This window comes from Billgrantia gudaonensis, assembly GCF_900100195.1.
Classification (GTDB): domain Bacteria; phylum Pseudomonadota; class Gammaproteobacteria; order Pseudomonadales; family Halomonadaceae; genus Halomonas; species Halomonas gudaonensis.
In genome coordinates, this window is the sequence record NZ_FNES01000003.1 from 80,328 (window position 1) to 95,311 (window position 14,984).

Sequence of the window (14,984 nt, forward strand, 5' to 3'; positions counted from 1 at the left end):
GTGCATCGGCGCGGTGGCCGTTAGCATTCGCCAGCGTCTCGCCTCAGGCCGCCAGGCCGCGCATCAGGGTTTCGACCATGCTGTCGCGTTCATCGGCCAATGAGTATTGCGTCGTGTCCTGCAGCCAATCGAAGCAGGCACCGATCAGGAACGAGTGCAGCTGGCGACACGCGGTGGTCGGCGACAGGTCGGCGCGCAGCTGGCCCTGGTCGCGCGCTTGTTCGAAGATCGCTTCCACCCGGTCCTGGGCATGCCGGGAAAGGCGAGTGATCGTGCCGATGCGCGGATGGCGGTCTTCGAGCTTCTCGCAGCGGTGGAAGACGATGGTGGCCACGCGCTGCAACTGTCGGTCGTCGCAGATGCGCGTCAGCGCGCTCTGGGCGATCGCCCGCACCGACTCCATCGGCGAGGCCTGAGTGCCATCGTCGGCATGATCGACGATCTCGTCGATGGGAATGCGCACCCGTTCCAGCAAGGCATCGAACAGGGCTTCCTTGTCTTCGAAGTGCCAATAGATGGCGCCACGCGTCACCCCCGCTGCCGCGGCGATGTGCGCCAACGTCGTGCGCGAGACGCCCTGTTCGAGAAATGTCGCCTCGGCGGCATCGAGAATGGTCTCGCGCGTTCTCTCGGCCTCTTGTTTGCGTCTCGTCATTTCTCTCCCCTGCCGGTCTCCACGGCCATTTTTGCATCGATGGATGGCAAAGTCGCTGCATCCGAGTTAGCCTATCATTTCACTGACATTCATGAATGTCAGTGAAATTCCGATGCCTGCCACGATGCCCGCTGCCAAGGAGTTTCACGTGTTCGTCATCGTCCGTCGCCTGTTCGGTGCAAGCTTGGCCCTGCTGGCATTGAGCGGCTGCCAGGAGCAGGAAGCGCCCGGCCATGAGGCTCCCAGGCCGGTCAAGCTGGTGACCCTCGATGACGGCGACGCCAGTCGGGTACGCCACTTTCCCGCCCGCGTGGAAGCCGCGACGCGCAGCAACCTGTCGTTCCGCATGGCGGGGGAGTTGCTCGAACTAGATGTCGAGGCCGGTCAGCGCGTCGAGGCCGGCGAGGTCATCGCTCGCATCGACGACCGCACCGTGCGCAGCCGGCTCGACAGCGCCCGGTCCAGCCTGGAACTCGCCGAAGCCACCTATGAACGCATGCGCTACACCGCCGAGCGCGGTGCCATCAGCCAGGCGCGTTTCGACGAGGCCGAGACCGAACTCCAGGCGGCTCGCTCCAATTTCGAGCAGGCCCAGGAGGATGTCGAACACACCCGCTTGCGGGCTCCCTACGACGGCGTGATCGCCAGGGTTCCCGTCGACAGCCGCCAGTTCGTGCAGGTACAGGAAACCGTGGCGGTCATCCAGCAGCCGGGCCAGCTGGATGTGGTGTTCCACCTTCCCGAACAGATCGTCCGACGCCTTGACGTATCGAACCCGGGTGACGGCAACGGCACCCATGGCTCGCCGTTCTTCGGCGAGATGGCTCATGAGGTGCGCTTCTCGCGCGATGGCGACCCGTACCTGGCGCGGCTCAAGTCGTACACGACCCAGGCCAGCAACGACACCCTGGCCTACGAGGTCACCCTGACCCTGCCGCAGCCGGACGACATTCTGTTGCTCGACGGCATGAGCGCCACGGTTCGGCTCGACCTCAACGCCTGGATGGACGACGGCGAATCGACGGTATGGCGGGTTCCCGCCGGGGCCGTCAGCTATCCCGAGGCATCCCCCGACCAGGCGCGGGTCTGGCGGTTCAGCCCTCCCGACCGCGTCGAGCCCGTTCCGGTCGAGGTGGGCACGCTGACTTCCCAGGGCCTCGAGATCAGCGGCGAGCTGGCCGCCGGCGAGCGTATCGTGGCTGCCGGTGCCCACCGATTGCACGACGACCTGACCGTCACTCCCTGGGAGAAGGAGCCGGGGCTCTGACATGGTCGACTACTTTCTGCGCCACAAGGCAGTCAGCTGGCTGATGACCCTGGTGCTGCTGGTCGGCGGCACGCTCTCGTTCCTGGACCTGGGCCAGCTCGAGTTTCCCGAGTTCACCATCCGCAATGCGCTGGTCATCACCCCGTACCCCGGCGCTACGCCGGAGGAGGTCGAACAGGAGGTGACGGCGACGCTGGAAGAGTCCATCCAGGAGATGCGCGCCATCAAGCGGATCAGTTCGATCAGTTCCGATGGGCTGTCGCAGATCACCGTGGAACTGGAAAGTACCGTGCAGGAGGAGGAGCTCCAGCAGCTCTGGGATGCCTTGCGGCGACAGGTCAACGATGTGCAGGGCCAGTTGCCGCCCGGTGCCCAGCGCTCTCGGATCAACGACGATTTCGGCGACGTCTTCGGCTGGATGATCAATCTGACCGGCGAAGGCTATTCGATGGCCGACCTCAAGGACCATGCCGACTTCCTCAAGCGCGAGCTGGCTCTGGTCGATGGCGTGGAGAAGGTGTCGTTGACGGGGGCCCGCGAGGAACGCATCTTCGTCGAGCTCGACCGGGAGCGGATGCGTTCCTTGAACATTCCGCCCGAACGCCTGCAGCAGCTGCTGCAAACGCAGAACGCCGTCAGCGATGCCGGCCACCTGAAGCAGGAAGGCCGCCGTTTTCGCATCACGCCCACCGGCAGTGCCGCCGATGTCGAGGATCTGCGCGCCCTCATCGTCAGTGAAGGCAACGGGAACCTGGTACGGCTGAGCGATATCGCCGATATCGAGCGCGACCAAACCGACCGACCCGAGCAGCTGTATCGCGACATGGGCCGACAGGCGCTGTCGCTGGGCGTTTCCTTCGAGAGCGGCGTCAATGTCGTGGAGGTCGGCGAGCGGCTCAATCGGCGCTTGGCCGAACTCGAGAACCGGACGCCGTTGGGCATGGAGCTCAACGTGGTCTACGACCAACCCCAGGTCGTCGACGATGCCGTTTCCGGTTTCCTGATCAGCCTGGCTCAGGCGGTCGCCATCGTCATTCTGGTGCTGATGGTGTTCATGGGCTGGCGCAGCGGCCTGCTGATGGGCTCGATCCTGCTGATCACCATCATCGGCACCTTCATGATGATGCGCATCCATGGTCTGCAACTGGAGACCATTTCACTGGGGGCGCTGATCATCGCGCTGGGCATGCTGGTCGACAACGCCATCGTGATCGCCGAGGGCATGCTGGTCGGGCTCAAGCGCGGCAGTTCGGTGCGCGATGCGGCCCACCAGGTGGTTCGCCAGAACGCCTGGCCGCTGCTGGGCGCCACGGTCATCGCCATCACCGCCTTCGCGCCGATCGGGTTGTCGCCGGACACCACCGGCGAATTCATCGGTTCGCTGTTCTTCGTGCTGCTCTACTCGCTGCTGCTGAGCTGGATCACTGCGCTCACGCTGACTCCCTTCTTCTTCCGGATGTTCTTCCGCAACAGCCGCCAGGGAGATCCCGACCATGATCCCTACCGGGGCATGCTCTACCGAGGCTTTCGAACCCTTATCACCCTGGGCATCCGCCTGCGCTGGCTGACGCTGCTGCTGGTCGTCGCCCTGCTGGCCAGCGCCGGCTATGGCTTCACTTTCGTCAAGAATGCGTTCTTCCCGGCCTCCAACACGCCGATCTTCTTCGTCGATTACTGGACGCCCGAAGGCACCGACATTCTCGAGACGGCGAAGCGAGTGGGCGAACTGGAAGACGCGGTGATGGAGATGCCGGACATCCGTCATCTGACCACGACCATCGGCGGCGGTGCCCAGCGCTTCACGCTGCCCTACTCCCCCGAGGACCGCTATGCCAGCTATGCCCAGTTGATCGTCGAGACCGACGACAAGACCTCGCAGCACGCGCGCATGGCCGACGTCGAGCGCGAACTCGAACGCCGCCATCCCGAGGCGGATTTCAAGATCGCCCCACTCGAAGTCGGCCCGTCGCCCAAGGCCAAGATCGAAGCCCGACTGTATGGCAGCGACCCGCAGACGCTGCGCCGGCTGGCCGGCGAGATCGAAGCCATCTTCCGCGACGAGCCGCTGGCGACGAGCGTTCGCCACAGCTGGCGCAACCGGGTGCAGGCGATCGAACCGGTGTTCCTCGAAGACACGGCGAGACGGCTGGGCGTCAGTCGCAGCGACCTGGCCGACACGCTCGCCATGAACACTACCGGTGTCCGCCTCGGCACCTACCGTGACGGCAGCGACCTGATCCCCATCGTCGCCAGGGCCGTTCCGGAGCAGCGGCATGACGTCGACGACCTCGGCTCGCTGAACGTCTGGAGTGCGGAGCGGGGGCGCTACATCCCCGCCGACCAGGTCATCGAACGCATCGACACCGAGGTCGCCGACCCGCTGATCCTGCGGCGCGACCGGCAACGCATGCTGGCCGTCTATGCCGAACCGGACCCACTGCGCGACGTCACCGCCGCCAGCGTGCTGGAGCGAGTCCGCTCGGACGTCGAGGCGCTCGAGCTGCCCTCGGGGTACCGCCTGGAGTGGGGTGGCGAGCACGAGACGTCCAGCGAGGCGCAGAGCGGACTCTTCTCGTCGCTGCCGCTGGGTCTGGTGATCATGTTCATCATCACGGTGGTGCTGTTCAACAACTGGCGTCAGCCGCTGGCGATCTGGTCGCTGGTGCCGCTGACCGTCATCGGTGTCGTCGGCGCTCTGCTGATCAGCGGCCTGCCGTTCTCCTTCATGGCCTTGCTCGGCACCCTCAGCCTGATTGGCATGGTGCTCAAGAATGCCATCGTGCTGGTCGAGGAGATCAATGTGCAGCTACCGCTGCACGACCGGCCCTATTCCGCCGTGGTGCGCGCCGCCATCAGCCGCGTACGCCCCGTGTCCATGGCCGCCCTGACGACCATGCTGGGCATGCTGCCGCTGATCGGCGATGCCTTCTTCGCCAGCATGGCGGTGGCCCTGATCGGCGGGCTGGGCGTGGCCACCCTGCTGACCCTGGTGGTGCTGCCGGTCGTCTACTGCGTGCTCTACCGGATCCATCCGGAGGACGGCAAAGCGTGACGGCCGCTCACCCTCCGGGCGACCTGTCAGGCGTGATCGAGACGTGGCGGCCGGAGGTCGGTGGCTCGGCCGCAGGAACCCGAGCGTGTCACTCCACCAGATCGCGGGCCTCGACCAGCGTCAGCCGGCCGGTGTCGAAGGCGCCGGTATCGAGGTAGTGCACGTTTCCCAGCCGCACCGGCTCGGGGACGATGGTGTGCCCTACCGCCACGGCATCGATCCCGGTTACCGGCGTGGTGTCTTGGCTGGCGATACGTCGGCGCCCCCATACCAGCCGATGCGCCAGTGCCTCGTCGGCCGTCTCGACCTGCGACCAGTCGGGCGGCGGTTCGGCGTGCACGATGCCCAGCCGCTTGCCGGCGACGGCGACCTCGCGCGCGAGGGGCAACCGAACCAGCGCTGCCGCGAGCCGCCGGCGCACCGCATCCCGGTCGTGGTCGCGCACCCAGGTCCCCCCGTTCATCAGCCACGCGCCCCAGTCGCCGCCGCCGAGGGCCGCCGCGGCTAGCGCTTCGTGATTGCCGCGCACCCCGAAGAACCACGGTTCCAGGGCCAGCGCCAGACACGCGAAGGAGTCCGGCCCTCGGTCGATCAGATCGCCCACCGCAAAGAGCCGGTCACGCTCGGTCTGGAAGTCGACCCGGTGCAGCGCCGCCTCGAGCAGTCGGTACTCTCCGTGGATGTCGCCGACGACGAAATCCCGGCCGTGTCGGTTTTCGGCATGACGATGGATCATCGACGCTCCTTGCAGCTCGTCGCGTCGACAGGCTAGTCGACCGAACGCCGCTCTTCACCCTGTCTTGACCTTCATCAGTTCGTTCCAGCGCGTGGTGTAGCGCGGACTGAGCCGTTCGCAACGCAGTTGCCAGGCGCTGTTCTCGCAGGGTAGACCGAAACGCACGGTGTCCCGGCCCATCTCGCGATTGAGGCGATCCACCGCGGCCATCAGGCGCGTGCTGCGCCGTCGCTGCACCTCGTCGTGAGCCGCCTCGAGCAGCGAGAGCTGGCGGCGCTCACGGTCGACCAGGTCGAGCAGCGCCACGCCGCACTTCTGGTAGCGATAGCCCTGACGATACAGGGCTGCGAGAGCACGGCGCACCGCGGCCAGCAGCTCGTGGGTGTCGTCGCTGGCATGCGCTAGCGGCACCACCAGGCGATTGCCGTACTGGGGCTCGTGGACCTGGTGCGGATTGGTGCGCAAGAAGACCATCACCGCTCGAGCGAGACTGCCTTGGCCGCGCAGCTTCTCGGCGGCACGGGCGCCGTGCTGGCGCAACGCCGCGGCGAGTTCGTCATACTCGCCGGTCAAACGGCCGAAGGAGCGCGATACCATGAGACGCTGGCGCGACTCGGCCAGATCCTCGAGCTCGATGGCCGGATGACCGCGCAATTCCCAGACGATGCGCTCGAGCACCACCGAGAAGTCGCGGCGTATCCGCTTGGGGTCGGCCTCGCGCAGTTGCCAGGCGGTGTGGATGCCCATCAGCGCCAGCCGTTCGCCGGTGCGCCGCGCCACGCCCCATAGCTCGGTGACCGGCAGCTGCATGAGCAACGCTCGGGTGGCCGGGGCATCGGCCTCCAAGCGGCACACGCCTTCGTAGGCGGGCATTGCCTTGGCCGCCCGATTGGCCAACTTGGCCAGCACCCGGGTGGGCGCCACGCCCACGCCAACGGGAATGCCGGTGTCACGGCGTACCGTTTCGCGCAAACGCTGGCAGTGTGCCTCCAGGCTCCCCGGATCGAAGCCGTCGAGTCCGACGAAGCTCTCGTCGATGGAATAGACCTCCACGTCCGACGAGAACTCGCCCAGTACCGCATTCACACGCCGCGACATGTCGCCGTACAGTGCATAGTTGCTGGACAACAGCGCCGCCCGCCGTCGGATGGCCGGCGGCAACAGGTGCAACGGTGCCCCCATGGCAACGCCCAGCGCCTTGAGCTCGGTGCTGCGGGCGACGACGCAGCCGTCGTTGTTGGAGAGCACCCCAACCGGCCGCCCCTCGAGGGAGGGATCGAAGACTCGCTCGCAACTGACGTAGAAGCTGTTGGCATCGACCAGGGCGATCATTCGTGCCCTCCCGACAGCGCCGGCAGGGCATGCACCACGTGGGTGACCACGCCCCATACATGGCACTCGCGTCCCGCCAGCGGAATGGGAGCGAAACGCGGATTGCTGGCCACCAGCAGCATGCGCTCGCCATCCCGTACCAGGCGCTTGACGGTGGGCTCGCCATCCACGGCGATCACCACCACCCGGCCCGGCAGCGGCTCGAGGCCGCGATCCACCACCAGAAGGTCGCCGTCGTGAATGCCGTCGCCCTGCATCGAGTCGCCTTCGGCGCGCACGAAGTAGGTGGAGGCCGGACGGCGTACCACGTACTCATGAAGATTGAGTTCGACATCGAGATGATCGTCGGCCGGGCTGGGAAAACCCGCGCGCACCCGACAGCCGAGAAGAGGCTGGGCGCCGGCGGACGGCTCGACGACAGCGCACGCCACGATGTGCGGCGACCTGCGGACTGCGAACGACATGACGCCTCCTGACACTGTCTTTCCATACAGTATTCAGCAGACGTCCTGCCTTGGCAAGATGGATCGTGCGCTCAGCGACGACTGAAGAGCTCCCGCCAAAAGTCGTACGCGGCCAGTGACAGGCAGCCCAGGGTGAACAGTATCAGGTCGACGTGCGGCACGAAGATCGGCACCGTGATCAGAAAGGCGAGCAGCCCGAGCAGAGCCACGCCGGCGAGTATCTTGTCGGTCATGATCCAGCCTCCTGCGAAAGGGTGCGCACCAGCCAGCGCGCGGTGCGCAGCAAGCGAGCATCTTGACCCGGTGGCGCCACCAGTTGAACGCCGATCGGCATTCCGTTAGGGCCGGTCATCAGCGGCAGGCTGATGGTCGGCATGCCGCAGAAGGTCCATAGGGAACAGAAGACCGGATCGCCGGTACTGTCGAGCCCGACAGGGGCCTCCCCCGTGGCCGACGGCGTGACGATGACGTCGAAGCGGTGGAAGAGCGGAACCAGCGAGTCGCGCAACACCTGCTGCATGTCGCGGGCCGCCAGGTAATCGGGCGCGCGCATGGCTCGCCCATCGGCTACCAGTTCACGCAGTTTCTCGCTGACCTGGTCCGGAGCTCGGTCCACGTAATGGCCGAGGTTGCGCGCCATCTCGGCGGCCATCACACCGCCCAGCCAGCCGACGCCGCGCCCGAACGGCTCGGGCAGTTCCACCTCGGTGGCGGCGTCCCCCAGGGCCGGCGCCAGCTCGCCGAAGGCATCGCGCATGGCTGCATCGGCACGTTCCCAGAACGGCGTCCTCACGAGAGCCAGGGCCGGCGTCACCGGCGGCTCCGCCAACGTGGTGGCGGTGAGCGGCCCCGGGTTTTCCCGGGCATCGTCGTCCCGGTCGTCCGGCCCCATGAGCGACTCGATCAGGGCGGCATCCTCGATGGAGCGGGAGAAGATGCCGAGCTGGTCGAGGCTGGGTGCCAGGGTCAGCACGCCGGTGCGCGGCACGGCACCGAAGGACGGCTTGAAGCCGACCACCCCGCAGTAGGCAGCCGGCCGGATCACCGAGCCGTTGGTCTGGCTGCCCAGCGCCAGCGGCACCATGCCGGCCGCCACTGCCGCCGCCGACCCGCTGGAGGAGCCGCCCGGCGTGCGCGAGGGATCGTGCGGGTTGCGCGTCTTGCCCGGATGGAAGTACGCCAGCTCGGTGGTCACCGTCTTGCCGAGGATGACCGCGCCGGCATCGCGCAGGCGACGGACCACCGTGGCGTCCTCGAAAGGCCGCCGTCCTTCGTCGATGGGCGTGCCGTTGCCGGTGGGCATGCCCTTGACGTCGATGATGTCCTTCACCCCCACGGGGACCCCGTGCAGCGGGCCGATCGGCAAGCCGCGCTGGCGTCGCCGGTCGCGTTCCTTGGCCTCGAGCATGGCCTTGTCGCGATCCAGGAAGGCCCAGGCTTGGACCTCCTCCTCCTGGGCGTCGATGACGTCGAGACAGGCCGCGACCAGGTCGGCCGAAGTCAGCTCCCCCTCGGCGATGCGTCGGGCCGCCTCGCGGGCCGTCAGTGCGGCCAGTTGCTGGGCACGATCCTGCTTAGTTCCCATATACCACCTCCGGCAGCCAGTAGACGATCTGCGGCACGTTGTACAGCACGATCATGGCCAGGAACACCATGGCCAGGAACGGCATGCAGCCGCGGAATATCTGGGTGAGCTGCACCTGCGGCGGCGCAATGCCCTTGAGGTAGTACGCCGACATCGCCATGGGTGGCGTCAAGAACGAGGTCTGCAGGTTGAGCGCCACCAGGATGCCGAAGAACAGGGGGTCGATGCCGAAATGCGGCAGCAACGGCAGGAAGATCGGCACGAAGATGATGATGATCTCCGACCACTCCAGCGGCCAGCCGAGCAGGAAGATGATGAACTGCGCCAGCAGCAGGAAGGTCAGCGGCGAGATGTCGAGTCCGGTGACGAACTCGGTGATCAGGTGCTCGCCGCCCAGATAGGAGAACACCGACGAGAAGGTCCAGGAGCCGACGAACAGCCAGCACACCATGGCCGTGGTCTTCATGGTGAGGTAGACCGCTTCGCGCAGCCGCTGCCAGGTCAAGGCCCGGTAGACCGCCGCCAGCAGCAGGCCGCCGAGCGCACCGGCCGAGGCCGCTTCGGTGGGCGTGGCCAGGCCGAAGAGGATGGAACCGAGCACCGCCATGATCAGCACCGCCAGCGGCACGAAGGAGGTGACGACCATGAGAATCAGCTTTCCGGTGGGCACGTCGCCGACGTCTTCCTCGCGCGGTTTGGGTGCCACCGAGGGCTGTAACAACGCCCGCCCGATGATGTAGACCAGATAGAGCCCGGCAAGCAGGAAACCCGGCAGCAGTGCCCCGGCATAGAGGCGCACGATAGAGACGCCCGAGGCCGCCGCATAGACGATCAGCATGATCGACGGCGGAATCAGGATGCCGAGCGTGCCGCCGGCGCAGATCACGCCCGAGGCGAAACTGCTGTCGTAGCGGGCCTTGAGCATGGCCGGCAGGGCCAGCAGCCCCATCAGCGTCACCACCGCCCCGACGATGCCGGTGGCGGTGGCGAACAGCGCACAGGTGATCAGCGCCGCTACGGCCATGGAGCCGGGCAGCCGCTTGGCGGCGATGTAGAGCGTCGAAAAAAGCCGGTCGACGATGTTCGCCCGTTCGACGATGTAGCCCATGAACAGGAACAGCGGTACTGCCGTGAGGACCTCGTTCGCCATGACCGAATAGGTCTGGTTGACGAAGAGGTCGAATATTCGGTTGTTGAATAAGCCGCCGATCCAGGTCTCGATGAGCTCGAAGTTACTGGCACCGGCTTCCACGGCGCGGTCGTAGTCGCGCCACATGCGCCCGGGATTGAAGTAGGCGAAATAACCGAAGATGACCCCCAGCGCCATCAGCGTGAAGGCAATGGGAAATCCGAGAAAGATGATGAGGATGAAGATCCCCAGCATCATGATAGCGATCTGAGGATCCGTCATTTGTCGTCTCTCCCCTGGGCAGTCTCGTGCGACGTGTCGAACTCGCCCGTCGCCGCCTGACGCATCAACTTGTCTTCCAGTTCTTCGACATCTTCGACGCTGGGTGGCCATTCGTTGGTGCGGATGCATATGATGCAGCGGCACACTTGGGCGATCCCCTGGATGAACAGCAGGATTCCAGCCACCATCAGCATGGTCTTGAAGTGGAAGATCGGCACGCCTGCCGGGGAGAAAGTGCTCACTTCCATGTAGCGCCAGGAACGCTCGGCGTATTTCCAGCCGGCGATGACCAGCGCCGTGACACCGGGATAGAAGAAAATGAAGTAGAGCACCAGCTCGACCTTGGCCTGGGTGCGCGGCTGCCACAGCCGATAGAGGAAGTCGCCGCGCACGTGAGCGTTACGGGCCAACGTGTAGGCGCCCCCCATCATGAAGAGAGTGCCATACAGGATATAGGACATGTCGAAGGACCAGGCGGTAGGCGCGTTGAAGGCATAACGCGACACCACCTCGTAGCCCATGCCGAACGCCATGAGCAGGATCAGCCAGGCAAAGGCCCGGCCGAACCAGCTCGTCAAGCGATCGATGAAACGAATGACGTTGATCATAATGCGAGCACACCTACCGGATCGGCTGGCGTGGCGATCAGCCGACCGCCACGCCACGCGTGAAAGACGATGAACCTTCCATTCAGGCGCCATTCGGCCTCCCCGGAGTAAAACCGAGGAGGCCGGCGCCGCGCAATCAGAGGTTCAGCTTGCCCGGGAAGTAGTGCTCATAGGCCAGGGCCAGATCGGGCTTGTTCATGAGTTCGTAATACACGACGCGCTCGACCCACTCGCGCTGGCTCTCCATGCAGCGCCGCATGAAGTCGTCTTCTTCGAGCTGAGGAATCAGCTCGTCCCACGCTTGGAGCTGAGCGTCGAGGATCTCCTTGGAGGTGCGGTGCACGGTGACGCCGTGCTCTTCCTGCAGCGCCTGCAGGTCGGCGGAGTAGTTGTCCAGCGCCGAGGCGGTATTGGACGTGGAGGCGGCTTCCACGCCATGACGCAGAATGGCCTGCAGATCCTCGTCCAGGTCGTCGAAGAAATCCTTGTTGAACAGGAATTCGAACGACTCGCTGGCCTGGTGGTAGGACGAGAGGTAGTAGTTCTTGGCGACGTCCTGGGCGCCGAAGCGCATGTCGGAGGACGGGTTGTTGAATTCGAAGGCATCGATGACGCCCCGCTCCATGGCCGGCACGATCTCTCCGCCGGGCAGCTGAGCGACGCTCATGCCCATGGATTGCAGCAGGTCGGCGGCCAGGCCCACGGTACGGTACTTCAGCCCCTCGACATCGGAGACGCTGTTGACTTCGTTCTTGAACCAGCCGAACGGCTGGGCCGGCATGGGGAAGCCGAAGAAGCCGTAGAGGTTGAGCCCCAGAATGTCCTGGGTCAGTTCGCGGTAGAGTTCCTCGCCGCCCCCCTGGTAGTACCAGCTGAGCATGGTGTTGGCATCGCCGCCCCACACCGGGCCGGTGCCGAACAGAGAGGCCGCCTTGTGCTTGCCGTACCAGTAGACGGGCACCGAGTGGGCCGCATCGAGGATGCCGTCAGCGACCGCATCGAGCACCTGGAAGGCGCCCACCACGGCACCGGCCGGCATCAGATCGATCTGCAACCGACCTCCCGACATGCGGTGAACGCGATCGACGTATTCGCGGGCGAAGTCCATCCAGATGTCGCCGGAAGGCCACGAGGTCTGCATCTTGACGACGATGGGGCTCTGCGCCAGGACCGCCGGCGCACCGATGGTGCTGGCCGCCACGCCGCCGGTGGCGATCAGGCCGCCCTTGAGGAACTGCCGCCGCGAAGTGGGTTTCTCGGTCACGCCACCGGCAGTGGGTAGCGAGGCGTCGGATGTCGTTGCGATGGTCGTGCTCGGATTCTTGCTGGCGTCTGTACGATTATCCATTGTTGTTTCCTCTTCGTTGCGTACACAGCGTTGAGCGTTGTCGTTATGGTTTGCGGCCTACCGGCATAGGGACAAGAGGCCGCCAAGTGCAGCAAAGGCACTTCGCCTACAGTAAAGGAGAGCCTGACGAAAAGGTCCATTTTCCACTGCTGGAACAGCGTTGAAACGCGGCATTATTCAAGCCGTGCAGTGCTGGCTATGCTGACGGCACTATTGTCTGAATCCTTCCGCCACCTCATGGCCAACCTTCCGGCGTGTTACCCTGCCGACTCTCCAACTTCGCGTGCAGGAATAGCGTCATGAAATACCTAGGAGCCCATGTCAGCGCCGCGGGCGGCCCCGACAAGGCGGTCGAGCGCGCCGTGGAAATCGGCGCCGATGCCTTTGCCCTGTTCACCAAGAACCAGCGTCAGTGGCACGCCAAGCCCCTTGCCGATGACGCCATCGAGGCCTTCCGCACGGCCTGTCGCGAGCACGGCTTCGGCCCCGAACGGATCCTTCCCCACGACAGCTACCTGATCAATCTCGGCCACCCCGATGCCGCCGGTCTGGCCAAGTCGCGCGACGCCTTTCTCGACGAGATGCAACGCTGCGAACAGCTGGGCTTGACGCTGCTCAACTTCCACCCCGGCAGCCATCTCAAGAAGATCAGCGAGGCCGAATGCCTGACGCGCATCGCCGAGTCGATCAATCTCGCTCTGGATCGAACCCGGGGAGTCACCGCGGTGATCGAGAACACCGCCGGCCAAGGCACCAATCTGGGCTGGCGCTTCGAACACCTGGCCGAGATCATCGAACAGGTCGATGACAAGTCGCGGGTCGGAGTGTGCATCGACACCTGTCATGCCTTCGCCGCCGGCTACGACCTGCGCACGCCGCAGGCCTGCACCGACACCCTGGATGCATTCGGCAGCGTGGTCGGCTTCGAGTACCTGCGCGGCATGCACCTCAACGATGCCAAGAGCGAATTCGCCAGCCGTGTCGATCGCCACCACAGCCTGGGCCAGGGCAACATCGGACTCGAAGCCTTCACTACCCTGATGCGCGATTCCCGGCTCGACGGCATCCCCATGATCCTCGAGACCATCGATCCCAGCCTGTGGGCCGACGAGATCGCCTGGCTGCGCGCTCAGCAGGAGTAACGACAACGTTGCAGCCGCCTACGTCGCACGCGACCATGACGATACCGGCCTTCACCTACCGCCAAGGAGCGCCGACCGCTCGCCATGGACGACGTCGCCAGCCAGTTCATCACCGCCAATGAAACCGTCATTCAACTGTCGGTAGCGCTGCTGCTGGGCGCGCTGATCGGCATCGAGCGCGGCTGGGTGGCCCGCGAGCAGCGGCCCGGCGAACGCGTGGCCGGCGTCCGCACTCATGCCCTGGTGGGGCTGCTCGGCGGCATTGCCGCGCTGCTCTCCGCCGAGGTGAGCCAGTGGTCCTTTCCGCTGATCTTCTTGGCCGTGACCGGCATCAGCCTGGTGGCATGGCGAGCGCGCATGACGGAGAGCCGGGATTTCAGCATCACCGGCCTCATCGGGCTGCTGCTCACCTTCTGCTTCGGGGCCATCGCCGTGGCCATCGACCTGGCTCTGGCCACCGCCGGCGCGGTGATCACGGCGGTGATCCTCGACAACAAGCGCGAGATACACGGGCTGTTGAATCAACTGCAGTCCCATGAGCTGGATGCCGGCCTCAAGCTGTTGCTGATCACCGCGGTGATGCTGCCGCTGCTCCCCGACCGCGGCATGGGCCCGGGTGGGGTGCTCAATCCCTACGAGATCTGGTGGCTGGTGGTGATGATCGCGTCGATCTCCTTCATCGGCTACTTCGCCATCCGCGTCGGCGGCGCCGAGAAGGGCATCCTCTTCACCGGACTCTTCGCCGGACTCAGTTCATCCACTGCCCTGACCTTGCATTTCTCGCGCCAGTCGCGCCAGGTGAGCGAACTCGGGCCGATGCTGGCCGCCGGGATACTGTTCGCCTGCGGCACCATGTTTCCACGCATCCTGCTGTATGCCGCCGTGGTCAGTCCGAGTCTGCTGCCCGACCTGTTGCTGCCGATCGCCGTCATGGGGCTGGCGCTCTACGTGCCGGCGCTGATGCTGTGGTGGACCCAGCGTCGCAAGCTCAAGGTCGACCGGCCACAGCTGACCCAGAACCCGCTGGAGCTGCGCGCCGCCCTGCTCTTCGGGGCTTTGCTGGCCCTGATCATGGTGCTCGGCGAATGGCTGCGCGAATGGCTCGGCGAAGCCGGCATCTACCTGCTGGCGGCGTCATCGGGCGTTGCCGACGTGGACGCCATCACCCTGTCGTTGACCCGCATGTCATTGGAGCGAATCGATGCCGACACGGCCGTGGTGGGCATCGTCATCGCCGCTGCCGTGAACAACCTGGTCAAGGCGGGGCTGGCCGCCGGCTTCGGCACCCACCAGTTGGCCCGCCACGTCGCCGCGCCCATGGGCGTCTCGCTGCTGGTGGGGCTGCTGCTGGCCTGGTGGGGAGCGGTTGGCTGAGAGACGTCAA

13 protein-coding genes are annotated in these 14,984 nt (G+C 65.5%); 4 read left to right on the forward strand and 9 right to left on the reverse strand.

Annotated elements, in window-relative coordinates; genetic code table 11:
* Positions 1-43: 43 nt before the first annotated feature.
* Positions 44-655: a TetR family transcriptional regulator gene (locus tag BLP96_RS04355; protein WP_089683518.1), complete on the reverse strand. Its 612-nt coding sequence runs from the start codon at positions 653-655 to the stop codon at positions 44-46.
* 148 nt (positions 656-803) lie between these two features.
* Between BLP96_RS04355 and BLP96_RS04360 the strand changes: the two genes are divergently transcribed.
* On the forward strand, positions 804-1,922 hold the full coding sequence (locus BLP96_RS04360) for an efflux RND transporter periplasmic adaptor subunit (protein WP_245682158.1): 1,119 nt from the start codon (positions 804-806) through the stop codon (positions 1,920-1,922).
* 1 nt (position 1,923) lies between these two features.
* A complete protein-coding gene (locus BLP96_RS04365; RefSeq protein WP_089683520.1) occupies positions 1,924-4,974 on the forward strand; it encodes an efflux RND transporter permease subunit in 3,051 nt (1,016 codons plus the stop codon).
* Positions 4,975-5,062: 88 nt separating this feature from the next.
* Here the strand turns inward: BLP96_RS04365 and BLP96_RS04370 are convergent, their stop codons facing one another.
* The 8 genes from BLP96_RS04370 to BLP96_RS04400 form a co-directional block, all read right to left on the reverse strand.
* Positions 5,063-5,710: a metallophosphoesterase gene (locus tag BLP96_RS04370; RefSeq protein WP_089683522.1), complete on the reverse strand. Its 648-nt coding sequence runs from the start codon at positions 5,708-5,710 to the stop codon at positions 5,063-5,065.
* A 54-nt stretch (positions 5,711-5,764) separates the two neighbouring features.
* A complete protein-coding gene (locus BLP96_RS04375; RefSeq protein ID WP_089683524.1) occupies positions 5,765-7,042 on the reverse strand; it encodes a Y-family DNA polymerase in 1,278 nt (425 codons plus the stop codon).
* Positions 7,039-7,506, reverse strand: coding sequence for a LexA family protein (locus BLP96_RS04380; RefSeq protein ID WP_089683525.1), 468 nt, complete (start codon positions 7,504-7,506; stop codon positions 7,039-7,041). The genes BLP96_RS04375 and BLP96_RS04380 overlap by 4 nt, the downstream gene beginning before the upstream one ends.
* A 71-nt stretch (positions 7,507-7,577) precedes the next feature.
* A complete protein-coding gene (locus BLP96_RS20085; protein WP_176761457.1) occupies positions 7,578-7,739 on the reverse strand; it encodes a hypothetical protein in 162 nt (53 codons plus the stop codon).
* Positions 7,736-9,091 carry an amidase gene (locus BLP96_RS04385; RefSeq protein WP_089683527.1) on the reverse strand — a complete coding sequence of 452 codons (1,356 nt, stop codon included), beginning with the start codon at positions 9,089-9,091 and terminating at the stop codon, positions 7,736-7,738. Before BLP96_RS04385 ends, BLP96_RS20085 begins: the two co-directional genes overlap by 4 nt.
* Positions 9,081-10,502, reverse strand: coding sequence for a TRAP transporter large permease (locus tag BLP96_RS04390; RefSeq protein WP_089683529.1), 1,422 nt, complete (start codon positions 10,500-10,502; stop codon positions 9,081-9,083). Before BLP96_RS04390 ends, BLP96_RS04385 begins: the two co-directional genes overlap by 11 nt.
* The gene (locus BLP96_RS04395; RefSeq protein ID WP_089683531.1) at positions 10,499-11,110 is read right to left on the reverse strand and encodes a TRAP transporter small permease subunit; all 612 of its coding nucleotides are present in this window, start codon (positions 11,108-11,110) and stop codon (positions 10,499-10,501) included. The genes BLP96_RS04390 and BLP96_RS04395 overlap by 4 nt, the downstream gene beginning before the upstream one ends.
* A gap of 136 nt (positions 11,111-11,246) precedes the next feature.
* Complete coding sequence (locus BLP96_RS04400) at positions 11,247-12,458, reverse strand: TRAP transporter substrate-binding protein (RefSeq protein ID WP_176761458.1); 1,212 nt, start codon at positions 12,456-12,458, stop codon at positions 11,247-11,249.
* Between the two features lie 299 nt (positions 12,459-12,757).
* Here BLP96_RS04400 and nfo point away from each other — a divergent pair, with 299 nt between their 5' ends.
* Positions 12,758-13,600, forward strand: a complete 843-nt coding sequence (gene nfo / locus BLP96_RS04405; protein ID WP_089683533.1) for a deoxyribonuclease IV — start codon at positions 12,758-12,760, stop codon at positions 13,598-13,600.
* An 84-nt stretch (positions 13,601-13,684) separates the two neighbouring features.
* The gene (locus BLP96_RS04410; RefSeq protein WP_089683534.1) at positions 13,685-14,974 is read left to right on the forward strand and encodes an MgtC/SapB family protein; all 1,290 of its coding nucleotides are present in this window, start codon (positions 13,685-13,687) and stop codon (positions 14,972-14,974) included.
* Positions 14,975-14,984: the final 10 nt, after the last annotated feature.